General features: G+C 65.3%; 15 protein-coding genes. 5 read left to right on the forward strand and 10 right to left on the reverse strand.

What is annotated here, in order from left to right:
• Positions 1–59: 59 nt before the first annotated feature.
• The 7 genes from VDP74_RS00730 to metK all read right to left on the reverse strand — a co-directional run bounded on the left by VDP74_RS00730 (position 60) and on the right by metK (position 7,130).
• Positions 60–764 (reverse strand): creatininase family protein, encoded by a 705-nt coding sequence (locus VDP74_RS00730; protein ID WP_322997687.1) that lies wholly within the window; start codon positions 762–764, stop codon positions 60–62.
• Between the two features lie 53 nt (positions 765–817).
• Positions 818–2,371: a sodium:solute symporter family protein gene (locus tag VDP74_RS00735; protein ID WP_322997688.1), complete on the reverse strand. Its 1,554-nt coding sequence runs from the start codon at positions 2,369–2,371 to the stop codon at positions 818–820.
• The gene (locus VDP74_RS00740; RefSeq protein ID WP_322997689.1) at positions 2,368–2,682 is read right to left on the reverse strand and encodes a hypothetical protein; all 315 of its coding nucleotides are present in this window, start codon (positions 2,680–2,682) and stop codon (positions 2,368–2,370) included. Before VDP74_RS00740 ends, VDP74_RS00735 begins: the two co-directional genes overlap by 4 nt.
• Before the next feature lie 9 nt (positions 2,683–2,691).
• On the reverse strand, positions 2,692–3,888 hold the full coding sequence (locus VDP74_RS00745) for a DegT/DnrJ/EryC1/StrS family aminotransferase (RefSeq protein WP_322997690.1): 1,197 nt from the start codon (positions 3,886–3,888) through the stop codon (positions 2,692–2,694).
• A gap of 24 nt (positions 3,889–3,912) precedes the next feature.
• On the reverse strand, positions 3,913–4,881 hold the full coding sequence (locus VDP74_RS00750; RefSeq protein ID WP_322997691.1) for an isoaspartyl peptidase/L-asparaginase family protein: 969 nt from the start codon (positions 4,879–4,881) through the stop codon (positions 3,913–3,915).
• A complete protein-coding gene (locus tag VDP74_RS00755; protein WP_322997692.1) occupies positions 4,874–5,767 on the reverse strand; it encodes a MurR/RpiR family transcriptional regulator in 894 nt (297 codons plus the stop codon). The genes VDP74_RS00750 and VDP74_RS00755 overlap by 8 nt, the downstream gene beginning before the upstream one ends.
• A gap of 199 nt (positions 5,768–5,966) precedes the next feature.
• Positions 5,967–7,130: a methionine adenosyltransferase gene (gene metK, locus VDP74_RS00760; protein ID WP_322997693.1), complete on the reverse strand. Its 1,164-nt coding sequence runs from the start codon at positions 7,128–7,130 to the stop codon at positions 5,967–5,969.
• A gap of 229 nt (positions 7,131–7,359) precedes the next feature.
• Here metK and VDP74_RS00765 point away from each other — a divergent pair, with 229 nt between their 5' ends.
• From VDP74_RS00765 to xerC, 5 genes are all read left to right on the forward strand, one after another.
• Complete coding sequence (locus tag VDP74_RS00765) at positions 7,360–8,205, forward strand: lysophospholipid acyltransferase family protein (RefSeq protein ID WP_322997694.1); 846 nt, start codon at positions 7,360–7,362, stop codon at positions 8,203–8,205.
• Between the two features lie 21 nt (positions 8,206–8,226).
• On the forward strand, positions 8,227–9,117 hold the full coding sequence (locus VDP74_RS00770) for a lysophospholipid acyltransferase family protein (protein ID WP_322997695.1): 891 nt from the start codon (positions 8,227–8,229) through the stop codon (positions 9,115–9,117).
• Positions 9,118–9,179: 62 nt separating this feature from the next.
• Positions 9,180–10,067, forward strand: coding sequence for a diaminopimelate epimerase (gene dapF, locus VDP74_RS00775; protein WP_322997696.1), 888 nt, complete (start codon positions 9,180–9,182; stop codon positions 10,065–10,067).
• Positions 10,064–10,744: a DUF484 family protein gene (locus VDP74_RS00780; RefSeq protein WP_322997697.1), complete on the forward strand. Its 681-nt coding sequence runs from the start codon at positions 10,064–10,066 to the stop codon at positions 10,742–10,744. Before dapF ends, VDP74_RS00780 begins: the two co-directional genes overlap by 4 nt.
• Positions 10,745–10,760: 16 nt before the next feature.
• Positions 10,761–11,741 (forward strand): tyrosine recombinase XerC, encoded by a 981-nt coding sequence (gene xerC, locus VDP74_RS00785; RefSeq protein ID WP_322997698.1) that lies wholly within the window; start codon positions 10,761–10,763, stop codon positions 11,739–11,741.
• 32 nt (positions 11,742–11,773) lie between these two features.
• Here xerC and VDP74_RS00790 read toward each other — a convergent pair whose 3' ends face one another.
• From VDP74_RS00790 to VDP74_RS00800, 3 genes are read right to left on the reverse strand one after another with little or no spacing between them, the layout of a single operon-like run.
• Positions 11,774–12,700, reverse strand: coding sequence for a metal ABC transporter solute-binding protein, Zn/Mn family (locus VDP74_RS00790; protein ID WP_416232913.1), 927 nt, complete (start codon positions 12,698–12,700; stop codon positions 11,774–11,776).
• A 52-nt stretch (positions 12,701–12,752) separates the two neighbouring features.
• Entirely contained in the window at positions 12,753–13,661 is a 909-nt protein-coding gene (locus VDP74_RS00795; RefSeq protein ID WP_416232906.1) for a metal ABC transporter permease, read from the reverse strand.
• Positions 13,658–14,440 carry an ABC transporter ATP-binding protein gene (locus tag VDP74_RS00800; protein ID WP_322997700.1) on the reverse strand — a complete coding sequence of 261 codons (783 nt, stop codon included), beginning with the start codon at positions 14,438–14,440 and terminating at the stop codon, positions 13,658–13,660. Before VDP74_RS00800 ends, VDP74_RS00795 begins: the two co-directional genes overlap by 4 nt.
• Between the last annotated feature and the right edge of the window lie 168 nt (positions 14,441–14,608).

Consider the following 14,608-nt stretch of genomic DNA (forward strand, 5'->3'; position numbering starts at 1 on the left):
GGGGTCATTATACTGTGTCGGCGGTGGGGCGATTGCGCACACCGCAATCGCCCCACCGATCACTTCATCCAGACGCTATCCAGCAACTGGCAGGTTTCCTCGACGCCGGCCGCCCAGATGTCGGCCATTTCTGCGTCCGAACGCTGGTATTCGCCGCCATAGTTGCCGTCGCCGATGTAGGCGCGTACGGCGCTGGCGGGCAGTTGGCCCAGTTTCGCGGGGTTGATACCGGGTTTTTCCTCGTTTGGCATCTGAACGCCGTCGATCCGGGTCCAGGGGAAATTTTCCATCCAGGACGCGTGCGACGCGTTGGTGGAAATGGCGCGCACCCGCGACATGACGGCGGGAGAGGCCCACCAGTTGTGGATGACGACGCGGGCGTCTTCGTGCTGATTCAGCCAGTTGCCGATGTAGGTCTGGACCGGGCTGTTGCCGCCATGGCCATTGATCAGAAAGACGCGGCGAAAGCCGCTGTGGTAGAGGCTGTCCAGAATGTCGGTGATCAGCGCGCCGTAGGTGTCCGGCCGCAGGCTGACGGTGCCCGGGAATTCCCGAAAGTAGGACGTCATGCCAAACGGCAGGCCCGGATAGACGGGCACCCCGACGCGATCGCCGGCTTCCTGTGCCAGCCGCGAGGACAGGATGAAGTCCGTGCACAGGCTCAGATAGGCGTGCTGTTCCGTGCTGCCCAGGGGCATGATGACGCGGTCATCGTGTTTCAGGTGCTCTTCAGCCTGAAACCAGTTCATTTGTTCGATCTGCATGATTGATCTCCTTGTCTGTCCAGACGCCGGGGCACACGCCCCGGCATGTATGCTCAGGCCTGCGTTGCGCTGGCCATCCGGCTCGGCGCAACAGGCTGCTTGCCCAGCGCGCGTTCGGCATGACGCAGCTTGTCGAAATGGCGATCCAGGGTTGCCTGGCTGGCCTTGCGCGTGACCAGGCTGACGCCGACCATCACGATCATCGTGTAGCACCAGCTGACGATCAGGGGGTCAAAGCCGAAGGCCCATTCCTTGTGCCAGATCACCATCACGACATACAGGATCTCGCCCAGGATCACGGCGCTGATGGCGCCGGTGCGCGTTGCGCGCTTCCAGTACATGCCCAGGATCACCGGGGCAACCCAGATGCCCAGCCCGCCGAAAGCAAAGCGGATCAGCGCAAAGATGCCGGCCGGCTTCTCGATACCGATCACGACGGCCAGCATGCCCAGCACCACCGTCATCCAGCGCGACAGCCGCAGCAAGCGTTCCTGTGACGCCTGCGGATGCAGCAAGTTCTGATACAGGTCGCGCGTCACCCCGCCCGTGGCCACCACCAGCAGCGCGGAAATCGTCGACATCCCGGCCGAGACGATGCCGGTGATCAAGAGCGCCGCCAGGAAGGGATGCAGGCTTTGCTGCAGGACCATCGGGACGATGAAATCCGCCTGTTTGCCCGACAGCCCATGGATGAACGTCGAGGCGTTGACGCCCGACCATTCGATCAGCGTGGCCGAAAACAGCATGCCCATCGTGCCCAGGATCACAGCCTTGAACATGGTGCGATAACTGTTCATGGTGAAGAATTTCGTAAACAGCGTCGGCTGACCGATCGTGAAGAAGCTCCACATCACGATCATGGACATATAGGTCGCCCAGGGGAAATTGTCCTTGGCGCCGGGAAACGTCAGGTGGGCGGGACTGTCCGCCGCCAGCTTGGCCGTGATGGTTTCCATACCGCCGCCCATGTGCACGGTGACAACGAACGTCACCACGGCGGTTATCACCATCAAAGCGCCCTGCAGGACGTCGGTCATCATCGCACCGCGCATGCCCCCCGCGATGCAGTAGATCGTCACCACAATGCCCATCGCCACTACGCCGACCCATTCGGGGCCGCCGGTGAAGACGTTGAAGATGACCCCGGCGCCCACGGTCTGCGCCCCCATCATGGCAATCACGAACGCCAGCATCATCACCGCATGCACGCCGCGGATGGCGTTGGACTCATATCGGTCCGACAGATAGTCGGTCATCGTCATGAAGCCGTACTGCCTGCCCATCAGCATGAGTTTGCGACCCACGAACAGCGCAGGCACGATCATGGAGAAAGCAAGGCCCGGCACGGAAATGCTCATACCTGCAAAACCGGTCCCATAGGTCATGGCGGGAACCCCCATGAACGTGCTCATGCTGTACTGGCTGGCGAAATACGCAAAACCGCCGACAACCGCGCCGGCCTTGCCGCCCATCACAAGAAAGTCGCTCAGGGATTTGGTCTGGCGGGTGGCATACCAGCCAATCCCCAGCATGATCAGAAAGAAGATCGCCAGCGTCACATAAAAGGGACCGGGATCCGGCTGCACCAGAATGGGCGCGTCGGTCATTGTGCTTCTCCTTGCGACGGCTCATCGTCAAAATCCTGGTATTCGGGCCGCTTCAGGCACTGCCACGCAAACAGGATGATCATCAGCAGCACGACGCCGCCATGAATCAGCCAGCCGTACACGAAGACCGGGACACCCAGCCATCCGGGCACATAGCTTGTGTTGAAGAAAAACGGGAACGGAATCATGATCAATACATACATGAGCATGAACCCCAGGAACCATTTGCGCTCGAAAGCATTACTGCGCATGTCCATCGCGCACCTCCAGAAGTAAAAAATCGCATTTGCCGGCCCCCAGGCCAGCAACATGAAACACCATCACACGCCCTGATCGGGCAGCCAGGTCGGCAGGTTCACGCAACGCCGGGATGCCTGCATGCCTTGTGGGCAGTCCGGCAATGTCAGGGCATGCGGATGCATGGGTGTGGTGAACCAGACCCCGATCTCGCACCCCAGTTGATCGGCCAGATCACCTGGGCACCGCTTGATCGGTTCGTCCACCAGAATCGGAAACCGCAACCAGGCCGGATCGGAGTCCGGCAGCACGCGGGCGTGCTGCACGCGATGGCGCTCGGCCCAGCGCTGCCAATACCGGGCGCCGGCGCGCCGGCGTGCCAGGATCTGGTCCAGCCGCTGCAGCTGCGGCAACAGCAGCGCCGCGATGGCATCGGGCATCCGCCAGCCATACTGCGGCGTGAACAGGCCACTGAGTTCAGCCGCCTGCATCTGCGGCACAGCGGCCACCCTCTCTGCCGGCAGATCGGCCAGGCAGGCGGGCAATGTCGCCGCCGCCACATCCGGGCGCTGCCGATAGGCCAGACACATTGTCCCCAGCAGAGACCGGACATGATCGGCATCCGGCACAGGGGATGAGGCATGAATCCCGGCCAGGGCGGCCCCCAGATCCGGATCGCGGGTCATGGCCCAGCCGCCGTGGATGCTGTTGACGATCTTGGACCGTTCGCTGCTGAAAAAAGCAATATCGCCGAAGGTGCCCAGCAACTGCCCCCGGTAGGTACCCCCCGTGGCATGTGCGCAGTCCTCAATCAGGCGCAACCCGCGCTGACGGGCCAGATCGCACAGCGCGTCCATGTCCCGACACACAAGGCCAAACGTGTATTGCAGCAGGATCGCGCGCGTCCTGAGCGTGATCGCCTGGCGGGCTGCGGCCGCGTCCATGCCAAAGGTATCCAGTTCAATATCGATGAAACGGACCTCGATACCTTGAAAGGAAAAGGCATTGGTCACCGCCTGACAGGTGAACGCCGGCACCAGGACCTGGTCACCGGGCTGCAGGCCCAGGGCACGCACAATCGCGAACAGCGCCGACCGCCCACCCATGAAACTGGCGACGTAAGGCATGGCCCAGGCGTCTGCCACATGTCGATGCAGCGCATCGACGGCGCCACGGGCCTGGCCACCCCCTTGCAGCAGGGTGGCGGCGCGCACAGCGTCGTCCTCGACAAGGCTGGCATTGAGCAGCGGGACGCGATAGGGAAAGCGGTCAAGACTCATGACGGATACAGATGAAAAAGCCCATCAGCGATAAATGCCGACAAAGGCGGGTTCGCCCACGACCACGCTGCCCCGATACATGCCTTCGGTATTGAAGGGCATGACGACCGTGCCGTCCCGATCCACGGCGATCAGGCCACCGGCGCCATCCAGGGGCGGCAGTTTGTCGAAGACCATGCGGTTGGCAGCCTGGCCGAGCGACATGCCGGCGTATTCCATCATGGCGGACACGTCATGGGCCGCCTGTGCCCGGATGAAGGCCTCGCCCTTGCCGGTCGTCGATACGGCGCAGGTCGCGTTGCGGGCGTAGCACCCCGACCCGATCACCGGGCTGTCGCCGACGCGACCCGGCCATTTGTTGGTCAGCCCGCCGGTCGATGTGGCGGCAGCCAGATTGCCCTGGCTGTCCAAGGCCACGGCCCCCACCGTCCCCATCTTGCGGGACTCATCCAAAGGCGCACGGGCCGTCAGGGCATCGCGGTGCGCATCATGATCCAGCACGATGGTTTCTGCACCGCTTTCCTGGGCCAGGCGCAATTGCTCGCGCCGCGCAGGCGTGGAAAAGAAGGACGGATCCACGCGTTCCAGCCCGGCATCGCAGGCAAAAGTCTCGGCGCCCGCGCCGACCAGGAAAACGTGCGGACTGCGTTCCATGACAGCCCGTGCAGCCATTACCGGATTGCGGATGACCTTGATGTTGGCGACGGCGCCGCACCCCAGCGTGCGCCCGTCCATGATGGATGCGTCCAGTTCGTGTTCGGCGGCCCGCGTGAAGACCGACCCATGGCCGGCATTGAATAGCGGGCATTCTTCCAGCAGGCGCACGGCCTCGGTCACGGCATCCAGCGCGGAACCGCCGCCCGCCAGCACCTGTTCGCCGCCCGCCAGGACAGCGCGCAAGGCCTCTTCGTAGTCTCGCTGGATCTCGGGCGTGATCTGCGCGCGCGTGATGGCGCCGGCACCGCCGTGTATGGCGAGAACGGGTTTAATCATGGGGTCTTTTTCCATAGCTGAGCCACGGCATGACGGATTCCGTCAGTTGCGCTGCCGTGAGCAGTGAGTGTTTCGATTGGTGGGCGACGGCGACCGACAGCGCCTCGATCAGGCCCAACACGGCGGTTTCTGAATTGGCGAGCATCTGTCGACCGCTGTTGGCGCACAGGCAGATGTGCGCCAGTTCGGCGATGGGCGAGCCCGGCCGGTCGGTCAACGCCAGCAGGGTGGCCCCGGCATCCCGCGCGACTTTCGCCAGCGTGATGGTGTCGCCCAGATAGCGGGGAAACGAAATGGCAATCACCAGATCGCCGGTCCGGATGCGCGAAAGTTCCCGGGCGGTATGGGACACGCCACCGGGGCCGGCCAGGGATTCGACCATCTCGCAGTGCAGGCTCAGGCCGCGCTGCAGCAAGCCGGCCAGAAATCCGCTGGACCCGAAACCGATGATGAATACCCGCCGGGCATCCAGCACCGCCTTGACGGCAAGTTCGCATTGTTCCGCACTGAGACTCAGGCGCGTGGCCTCGGCATTGCGCTGATCTTCGTAGAGCGACGCGGCAAAGATGTCGGCGGCACTGGCGGCCTTGCCGCGTTCCAGGCGCAGCCGTTCGATGGGCTCCAGCGCCTCTTCAAAGCCCCGGGCCAGTTCCGCCCGGAACTGGGCGTAGCTGGTCAGCCCCAGTGCACGGGCGAACCGATTGGCCGTGGCCACGGACACCTGCGCGCTGTGGGCGAATTCGTCGATCGACATGGTGGCGACCTTGAACGGATGCGCCAGCACGAAATCTGCCAGGCGCCGCTGCGCGGCGCTGAACGACGGCACCCTGTCGGCAATGCGACTGGCAATGGTCGGCGACGAGGCGGACGTGGGATCTGAGGTCAAAGCGGGCTCGGGGGTCAGGCAGCCAGATGCCGGGCTGCCATCCTGATCAATAAGAAAAATAATTTACATCAAAAACAGATTGATGAAAATAAATTTTCATACTGATAAACCCTGATATTGCGCCACAAAACGCACCGGCCCGGCGGAACCTCTGGGTTCCACCGGGCCGGCAGGCAACTTCAGATCAGTCTGGGTGCGACTACGCAGCAGCCTTCAGCACCTGAACCTTATCCGTGGCTTCCCAGCTGAATTCCGGCTCGTTGCGGCCGAAATGGCCGTAGGCGGCGGATTTGGAATAGATGGGGCGCAGCAGATCGAGCATGTTGATGATGCCCTTGGGGCGCAGATCGAAGTGTTCGCGCACCAGGCGGGCGATCTGCTCGTCGGGGATCACACCCGTGCCTTCGGTGTAGACCGTGATGTTGATCGGTTCGGCCACACCGATGGCGTAGCTGACCTGCACCTGGCACTGGCGGGCCAGGCCTGCCGCGACGATGTTCTTGGCGACGTAGCGGGCGGCGTAGGCGGCCGAGCGGTCGACCTTGGACGGGTCCTTCCCTGAAAAAGCGCCGCCGCCGTGCGGGCAGGCGCCGCCATAGGTGTCGACGATGATCTTGCGGCCGGTCAGTCCGCAATCGCCCTGCGGGCCGCCGATGACGAATTTGCCCGTGGGATTGATCAGGAATTTCGTCTTGTCCGTCAGCAGGCCTTCGGCGAAGACCGGGCGGATGATGTGCTCGATGGCGGCATCGCGGATGTCCGCCTGGGAAATATCCGGGTGATGCTGCGTGGACAGCACCACGGTATCGACTTCGGCAGGCTTGCCGTCCAGGTAGCGGAACGTGACCTGGGACTTGGCGTCCGGGCGCAGCCAGGGCAGGCGGCCGTCCTTGCGCAATTCGGCCTGGCGCTGCACGATGCGGTGCGCGTACCAGATCGGGGCGGGCATCAGGTCGGGAGTTTCGTCGCAGGCGTATCCGAACATCAGGCCTTGGTCGCCAGCGCCCTGGTTCAGGATTTCTTCCGGCGTGCGGTCCACGCCCTGGGCGATGTCGGGAGATTGCTTGTCGTAGGCGACCAGCACCGCGCAACCCTTGTAGTCGATGCCGTAGTCGGTATTGTCGTACCCGATGCGGCGGATCGTGTCGCGGGCAACCTGGATGTAGTCGACATTGGCGCGCGACGTGATTTCACCGGCCAGCACGACCAGGCCGGTATTGCAAAGGGTTTCGGCGGCGACCCGGGAAGTCGGGTCCTGTTCGAGCAAGGCGTCGAGAATCGCGTCGGAAATCTGGTCGGCGACCTTGTCGGGATGGCCTTCGGAAACGGATTCCGAGGTAAAGAGAAAATCGTTGTTTGCCACAGCGATACGTCCTGTATGTGCGCCGGAACGGCCGGCGCGAGGTTGAACGAAACGCGTTGCACCTCTGGATGTATCGGGGCGCGACGCTTTAGCGGTTTAGACCACGCCGTCGCCGGCGCAGGGATCGCTCCGCAAGTTGTCGGGTTAACTCAGCGATCAGGGGGATTTTAAGCGAAAATATGTCATGCCTGCTGAAAACGCTTCGCCCGACAGGGATATCCTGCCCCTCATGCTGCTATTTCTCGTCCGTCTGCTGGCCCGAGTGCCGCTGTCCTGGCTGCAGAACCTGGGCCGGCTGATCGGCCTGCTGGTGTACTGCCTGCCGGGGCGCTACCGGCGCCGCCTGCAGGGCAACGCCCGCCGGGCCGGCTACGACACGCCAGCGTTCTTCCGCAAGGCGGCAGCCGAATCAGGGGCCATGATCCTTGAAATGCCCAAGGTCTGGTGGCGCACGGCCCAGTGCCTGGCCCTGACCCACAGCGATCAGGAATCCATTGTGCGCGATGCGCTGGCCGAAGGCCGGGGCGTGCTGTATCTGACCCCCCATCTGGGCTGCTTCGAGATCACCGCCCGCCACCTGACTCAGCACGGTCCGCTGACCGTGATGTTCCGCCCGTCGCGCAGCACACTGCTGGATCCCATCGTCGAGTCCGCCCGCGACATGCACAATCTGCGAGCCGTGCCCGCCAACCGCCACGGCGTGCGCGAATTCGTCCGCGCGCTGAAACGCGGCGAGGCCGTGGGCATGCTGCCCGACCAGGTTCCACGCGAGGGCGACGGCCTGTGGCTGCCGTTCTTCGGCGAACACGCCCTGACCATGACGCTGGCGGCCCGCTTGGCCTTGCAGACCGGCGTGGCGGTGATCCTGACGGCCGGTGAACGCCTGCCGGATGGACACGGCTGGCGCATCCACTATCTGCGCCTGCCCGACCCGCTGCCGCAGACACCCGACGCCCTGGCCCTGGCGATCAACCAGGCCATGGAGACCCTCATCCGGCGTTTCCCGGAACAGTATCTATGGAGCTACAACCGCTACAAATGGCCGGACGATGCCCCCCCTCACCCAGGGGGCTGATCCACCTACAATGCCCCGATCATGGCTTTCGATAAAAAACCCCTGCTGCGGGCGGCGTTTGCGTATTTCGGACGCTGCCCGACTCCTACCCGGCTGCGCTGGGGGCGCATCCTGGGCTGGTTGGCGCCCCGACTGCTGAGATCCCGCGCTCATGTCGTGCGCGTCAATCTGGCGCGCTGCTTCCCGGAACTGGACGATACCCGGCGCGAGGCGCTGGCCCGCCGCCACTTCCAATTGCTGGCGCAGTCTTTCATCGACCGCGGCCTGTGCTGGTTCGGCACGCCCGAACGCATCCTGTCCACGATCGATCTGCAGGGCGAACGGCACCTGCAGACCCTGCTGGACCAGGGCCGGCGCATCCTGATGTTCGCCCCGCACTTCATCGCCCTGGATGCCGCCGCCACCCGCCTGACCCTGTTCCTGAAGGAATCCGCCACGCTCTACACCCGCCAGAGCGACGCTGACGTGGACGAGATCGTGCGCCTGGGGCGCGGGCGTTTCAACCAGGTGCATCTGATCAGCCGCCACGACGGCGTGCGCGGCCTGATCCGGCATCTGCGCAAAGGCATCCCCGTCTATTACCTGCCGGACATGGACTTCGGCCGTCAGGGCAGCGCCTTCGTGCCGTTTTTCGGCGTACCCGCCGCCACCCTGCTGTCGGCGGCCCAGATCGCCGCTGCCTGGGACGCGGCCGTGGTGCCCGTCATCAGCCGCCTGGACCCAGACACCGGACGCTATCAGGTCATCGTCGGCCCACCGGTGGATGATTTCCCGGGGGATGACGCCCCCGAGACCGCCACGGCACGCCTGAACCGCCTGATCGAAAGTGAGGTCCGCCCCGATCCGGCCCAATACTATTGGGTGCACCGAAGATTCAAGACGCGACCTGATGGCGAGGCAGGGTTTTACTAGGGCTGCCGCCATCCAGCCGGGCCACGCTTGCGCACCCCGTTTTTTGCAGGATAATCTGTCAGATGATCTGGAACTTCACCAAAATGCAGGGCGCCGGCAACGACTTCGTCGTGCTGGACGGCGTGCGTCAACCCATCCAGCTGACGCCGGAACGCGCACGCGCCCTGGCGGATCGACATTTCGGGATCGGCGCCGACCAGATCCTGCTGGTCGAAGATCCGCTGGATCCCAATGCCGACTTCCGCTACCGCATCTTCAATGCCGACGGCGGAGAGGTCGAACACTGCGGCAACGGCGCCCGCTGCTTCGTGCGCTTCGTGCACGACCAGGGTCTGTCGCGGCGCAACCCGCTGCGGGCCGAGATCGCCACGGGCCTGCTCGTATTGCACGAATCGGATGACGGCCAGGTCTCGGTGGACATGGGCCAGACGGCATTCACACCCGATCGGCTGGCCTTCGAAGCCGCCGGGCTGGACACCCGCGCAGCCGGCGCCGACACGCTGTACGGGCTGGACCTGGCAGGCGAGTCCGATCCGCTCTGGTGTTCCCTGGTGGCGATCTCCAACCCCCACGCCGTCACCCTGGTCGACGATGCCGAAACCTTCCCGGTCGGCCGCATCGGCCCGGCGGTCGAAAGCCACCGCCGCTTTGCCCAGCGGGTCAACGCCGGCTTCATGCAGGTGCTCGACCGCCACCATATCCGCCTGCGCGTCTTCGAACGCGGGGCGGGCGAGACGCTGGCCTGCGGCACCGGGGCCTGCGCGGCGGCCGTGGCCGGCATCCGCCGAGGCCTGCTCGACAGCCCCGTGCGGGTGGACACCCACGGCGGCGCCCTGCACATCGAATGGGACGGCCAGGTCCTGCGCATGCGCGGCCCGGCCACCACGGTTTTCAACGGCCAGATCGACATCGACGCCCTGGTCGCCTCTCTCGAACGGAACCCCACATGACACAGGAAGCCCCTAGCGCTCAGGATATCGCCGACTACCTGAGCCAGAACCCCCAGTTCTTCGAAGAACACGCCGACGTTTTCGCCACGCTCAGCGTGCCTCACCCGCACCAGGCCCGCGCCATCTCGCTGGGCGAACGCCAGATTCTGACACTGCGCACGCGGGTCAAGGAACACGAACAGCGCCTGATGCACCTGCTGCAGAATGCCGGCGGCAACGAACGCATCAACCAGGCGCTGATGCAATGGTGCGCCCGGATGCTGGCCGAACCCGACGCGCAGCAGATTCCGGCGCACATCATCCGCAGCCTGGGCGATCAATTCGACCTCGATGCCATCGCCCTGCGCATCTGGGACCTGCCGGCCCTGAGCGACAGCGAATTCGCCCAGGATGTCACCACTGACATCCGCCGCGACGCCGCCGACATGACCCAGCCCTACTGCGGTCCCGTCAAAGGCCAGGCTGCCGCCGGGTGGCTGGCCAATGAACCCGCTTCGCTGGCCATCGTGCCCCTGCGCGCGCTCAATGGTTCAGAACCCATCGGCCTGCTGGTGCTGGGATCGACAGACCCCCAGCGCTTCACTGCCGACATGGGCACCACTTTCCTGACATTGATTGCATCCCTGGCCGGTGCGGCACTGGGGCGGCTGATCGATCCGGCACCCCAGGTCGCCTGAACCGGCGGGCAGGGCCATGTCCGCCGACGACACCCAGCGCATAGAATCCTGGCTGACCGAACTGGGCGCCGGACAACGGTATTCACCCCACACGGTCGCTGCCTACCGGCGCGACCTGCAGGCCCTGCAGACCTGCTTCCCGGATATCGGCCTGGACGCCCTGGAAGAACTCCACATCCGCCAGGCGCTGGGGCGCCTGCATGCCCAAGGGCACCAGCCGCGCAGCCTGGCAAGGGCGCTGTCGGCCTGGCGGACTTATTTTGCCTGGCGCGCGCCGCATGCCGACCTGCACCGCAATCCGGCCCAAGGCGTGCGGGCGCCCCGCATTCCTCACAGCCTCCCCAAGGCCCTGTCTGTCGATCAGGCCCAGGCGCTGTTGGACCGCACCAGCCTGCCGCCAGCCGACTCGCCCATCGAAAAACGCGACATGGCCATGTTCGAGGTCCTGTATTCCAGCGGCCTGCGTCTGTCGGAACTGGTCGGGCTGGACTGGCAGCCGCTGCGCGAACCGGGATATGCCTCGCACAGCTGGATCCAGCTGGCTGAACGCGAGGCGCTCGTCCGGGGCAAAGGCCGCAAGACGCGGGCCGTGCCCCTGGGGCAGCATGCCATCGACGCCCTGCAGGCCTGGCTGACCGTGCGCGGTCAGCTGCTGTCCCCAGATCCGGATGCCGACACCCGGGCTGCGCTGTTCCTGGGCGCACGTGGCCGCCGCATCAGCCCACGCGTCGTGCAACTGCAACTGCAGGCCCTGGCCCAGCGCGTCGGCCTGCCGATGCATATCCACCCCCACAGCCTGCGGCACAGCTTCGCCAGCCACCTGCTGCAATCGGCGCAGGACCTGCGCGCAGTGCAGGAACTGCTGGGGCACGCGAACATCGCCACCACCCAGATCTACACCCGACTGGATTTCCAGCACCTGGCCGCCAGCTACGATCAGGCGCATCCCCGCGCACGGCGCAAGACCCGGGACGACACACCCGATCCGCAGCGCTGACCGGCCGACCAGGCACGCCGGCCCCAAACGGGCTACTGCGCCTGCGGGTTCCGCTGCCAGGCTGCCAGCAGTTGCTGCGTGTTCCAGCGAAACATGCCCAGATAGGTCGAGGCTTCATGGCCGGGTTTGTCCAGGGTATCGGCGTATAGCGAACCGCCCAGGGTGACGCCGGCCTCGGCGGCCAGCTGGCGCAAGGCCTGGGAACCGCTGCCATGCTCCAGGAAAACGGCGCTGACGTGTTGCGCACGGACCTGATTCAGCAGACTGGCCATGGCGCGGGCCGATGGTTCGGCCTCGCTGGAAATCCCGACCAAAGACAGTATGCGGACGCCGTATGCAGCTCCGAAATAGCCGAAGGCATCGTGCGAGGTCGCCAGAACCCGGTGGTCCCGAGGCACGGCGGCCAGTTGTTCACGCCAATGGGCATCGGTTTCACGCAACTGCTGGATGTAGGCGTCCGCCCGGGCGAAATACGCCGACCCATGCGCCGGATCGGCCTGGGCCAACCCCTGGGCGATGTTCTGCACATACTGCACGCCATTGGCCAGGTCCTGCCAGGCATGGGGATCGACCGCGCCGGCCTCGTGCGCGTGATCGTGCTCTTCGGCGTCGGCCTGCGCGGCGTGCTCTTCGCTCAGGTGGCGCGGCGTCACGCCCCGGGACGCCGCGATCGTCTGCCCCTTGAAGCCCGCCGCATCCAGCAGGCGCGGCAGCCAGGCCTCGAAGCCCAGACCATTGACCACCAGCACCTGGGCAGCGCCCAGCGTGCGGACATCCCTGGGACTGGGCTCGAAAGTATGTGCATCGCGCATCGGCCCCACCAGCACGTCCAGATGGATGTCATCGCCACCGACCACCCGCACCATATCCGCCAGGATGGAAAACGAGGCCACCACCTGCAGGCGGGCCGGTGGCGCAGAGGCCTGCGCACTGACGGCTGCATCCTGCGCATGTGCCATGCCCCCCCAGGCCAGGCACAGCAACAGGGCAACGCTCAGGCGACGCCAGAACTCAAGCATGGTCATTCTCCATGGATTGCAGCAGGCGGGCCCGCCGCGCCCGGATCTGCCGGGCAGTCTGCAACAGACCACCGTAGGGCCCGACGGCGACAGATACAAAATGCGCCACCCCCGCCGCCAGGATGATGGCCGGCGAAGCCGCGACGTCTGCGTAATACGACACCAACAGACCGACATAGGACGCCAACGCGCCCAGAATGGCAGCCAGCACCATCTGGGCCCCGACCGAGCGTACCCAGAACCGGGCCGCCGTGGCGGGCAGCATCATGATGCCCACCACCATCAGCGTACCCAGCACCTGGAAGCCGGCCACCAGGTTCAGCACCAGCAGCAACAGGAATCCCATGTGTGCCCAGGCGCCGATCCTGCCTTCGGTGCGCAGAAACAGGGGGTCCAGGCATTCTGTGACCAACACCCGGAACATGCCCGCCAGGGCCAGCAGGGTCACGCTGCTGACCAGCGTCACCAACAGCAGTGCGGCGGTGCTCAGGCCCAGCACCGTGCCAAACAGCACGTGGATCAGATCCAGGTTGGTGCCCTTCAGCGATACCAGCAGCACTCCCAAGCCCAGGGACACCAGGTAGAACGCGGCAAAGCTGGCGTCTTCACGCAGAGGCGTCAGGCGGGAGATCAGCCCGGCCAGCACGGCGACGATCACACCCGTGACCAGGCCGCCCACCGTCATGGCGGTCATCGACAGGCCGGCGGTCAGGAACCCCACCGCGACCCCCGGCAAGATGGCATGCGCCATGGCATCGCCCATCAGGCTCATGCGCCGCAGCACCAGAAACACGCCCAGGGGGCCCGCCGCAAAGGCGAGCGCCCAGGACCCGGCCAGCGCCCGGCGCATGAAGCCGAAATCGACGAAGGGCTGCACCAGCAGATCCCAGGCGTGCATCATGACAGCCCCCCGGCGCACAGATGACGCGCCAGATGCAGATTGGCGGCGCTCAGCACCCGATCGCTGGGCCCCCAGTCCACGACCTGTCCGGCCAGCAGCAGCGATTCGGGGAAATGCTGGCGCACCATTTCCAGATCATGCAGAACGGCGATCACGGTACGGCCCTCTCCGTGCCACTGATGCAGCAGGACCAGCAGGTCGTCGGTTGTCGCCCGGTCCACGGCGGCAAAGGGCTCGTCCAGCAGGATCACCCGGGCATCGCGCAACATCAGCCGGGCAAACAGGGCTCGGCGCAATTGCCCGCCCGATAGCGTATTCACCGGCTGGTGGCCGAAACCCGACAGCCCGACCGTCTGCAAAGCAGATTCCACGGCGTCCCGGCCTGCGGAATCCAGCCCGCGCCAGGCGCCCACCCGATGCCAGGCCCCCAGCGCCACCATGTCGAAGGTGCTGATGGGGAAGTCCAGATCCAGTTCCGCAGCCTGCGGCAGGCAGGCCAGGCTGCGCCCCAGATCGGGATCGATGCGGATGTGCCCTCGAGCCGGGCTGAGCCGCCCCGTGAGCGCCTTGATCAGCGTGGATTTTCCGGCGCCATTGGGGCCGACCACCGCCGTCAGCGCGCCCTGGGAAAACGTGCCGCAGGCGTCGCGCACGGCGATACGGTCACGCCAGCCCAGCCAGACCTGCTGCAGTTCGATCGCGGGCGCGCCCTGCCCCGAGGCCACTCCCTGCCCCCCATGCACGGAGCAGGAACCACCGACCCCATGATCTACCACCATTGCAGCGCCCACCCGGTCAGCGCCCACAACAGCAACACCGCCCACGCAACGCGCCGCATCCGGCACGCAGCCGATAGCAACAAGGAAGATCCCCGGTAATGGTCGGATCGGGACAAGGGGCGAAAGCGCGGCATGGGTGGTGGCAACGAAGAAAGTTCGTTATGTTAT

The sequence above is a fragment of the Castellaniella sp. genome, from assembly GCF_034674885.1.
Classification (GTDB): Bacteria; Pseudomonadota; Gammaproteobacteria; order Burkholderiales; family Burkholderiaceae_B; genus Castellaniella.

Bases quoted from the DNA above. Each gene is read 5' to 3' on its own strand.
- VDP74_RS00730 (WP_322997687.1), bottom strand. From the start codon at position 764: ATGCAGATCGAACAAATGAACTGGTTTCAGGCTGAAGAGCACCTGAAA.
- VDP74_RS00735 (WP_322997688.1), bottom strand. From the start codon at position 2,371: ATGACCGACGCGCCCATTCTGGTGCAGCCGGATCCCGGTCCCTTTTAT.
- VDP74_RS00740 (WP_322997689.1), bottom strand. From the start codon at position 2,682: ATGTTGCTGGCCTGGGGGCCGGCAAATGCGATTTTTTACTTCTGGAGG.
- VDP74_RS00745 (WP_322997690.1), bottom strand. From the start codon at position 3,888: ATGAGTCTTGACCGCTTTCCCTATCGCGTCCCGCTGCTCAATGCCAGC.
- VDP74_RS00750 (WP_322997691.1), bottom strand. From the start codon at position 4,881: ATGATTAAACCCGTTCTCGCCATACACGGCGGTGCCGGCGCCATCACG.
- VDP74_RS00765 (WP_322997694.1), top strand. From the start codon at position 7,360: ATGCTGCTATTTCTCGTCCGTCTGCTGGCCCGAGTGCCGCTGTCCTGG.
- VDP74_RS00770 (WP_322997695.1), top strand. From the start codon at position 8,227: ATGGCTTTCGATAAAAAACCCCTGCTGCGGGCGGCGTTTGCGTATTTC.
- dapF (WP_322997696.1), top strand. From the start codon at position 9,180: ATGATCTGGAACTTCACCAAAATGCAGGGCGCCGGCAACGACTTCGTC.
- VDP74_RS00780 (WP_322997697.1), top strand. From the start codon at position 10,064: ATGACACAGGAAGCCCCTAGCGCTCAGGATATCGCCGACTACCTGAGC.
- xerC (WP_322997698.1), top strand. From the start codon at position 10,761: ATGTCCGCCGACGACACCCAGCGCATAGAATCCTGGCTGACCGAACTG.
- VDP74_RS00790 (WP_416232913.1), bottom strand. From the start codon at position 12,700: ATGGCACATGCGCAGGATGCAGCCGTCAGTGCGCAGGCCTCTGCGCCA.
- VDP74_RS00795 (WP_416232906.1), bottom strand. From the start codon at position 13,661: ATGATGCACGCCTGGGATCTGCTGGTGCAGCCCTTCGTCGATTTCGGC.
- VDP74_RS00800 (WP_322997700.1), bottom strand. From the start codon at position 14,440: ATGGTGGTAGATCATGGGGTCGGTGGTTCCTGCTCCGTGCATGGGGGG.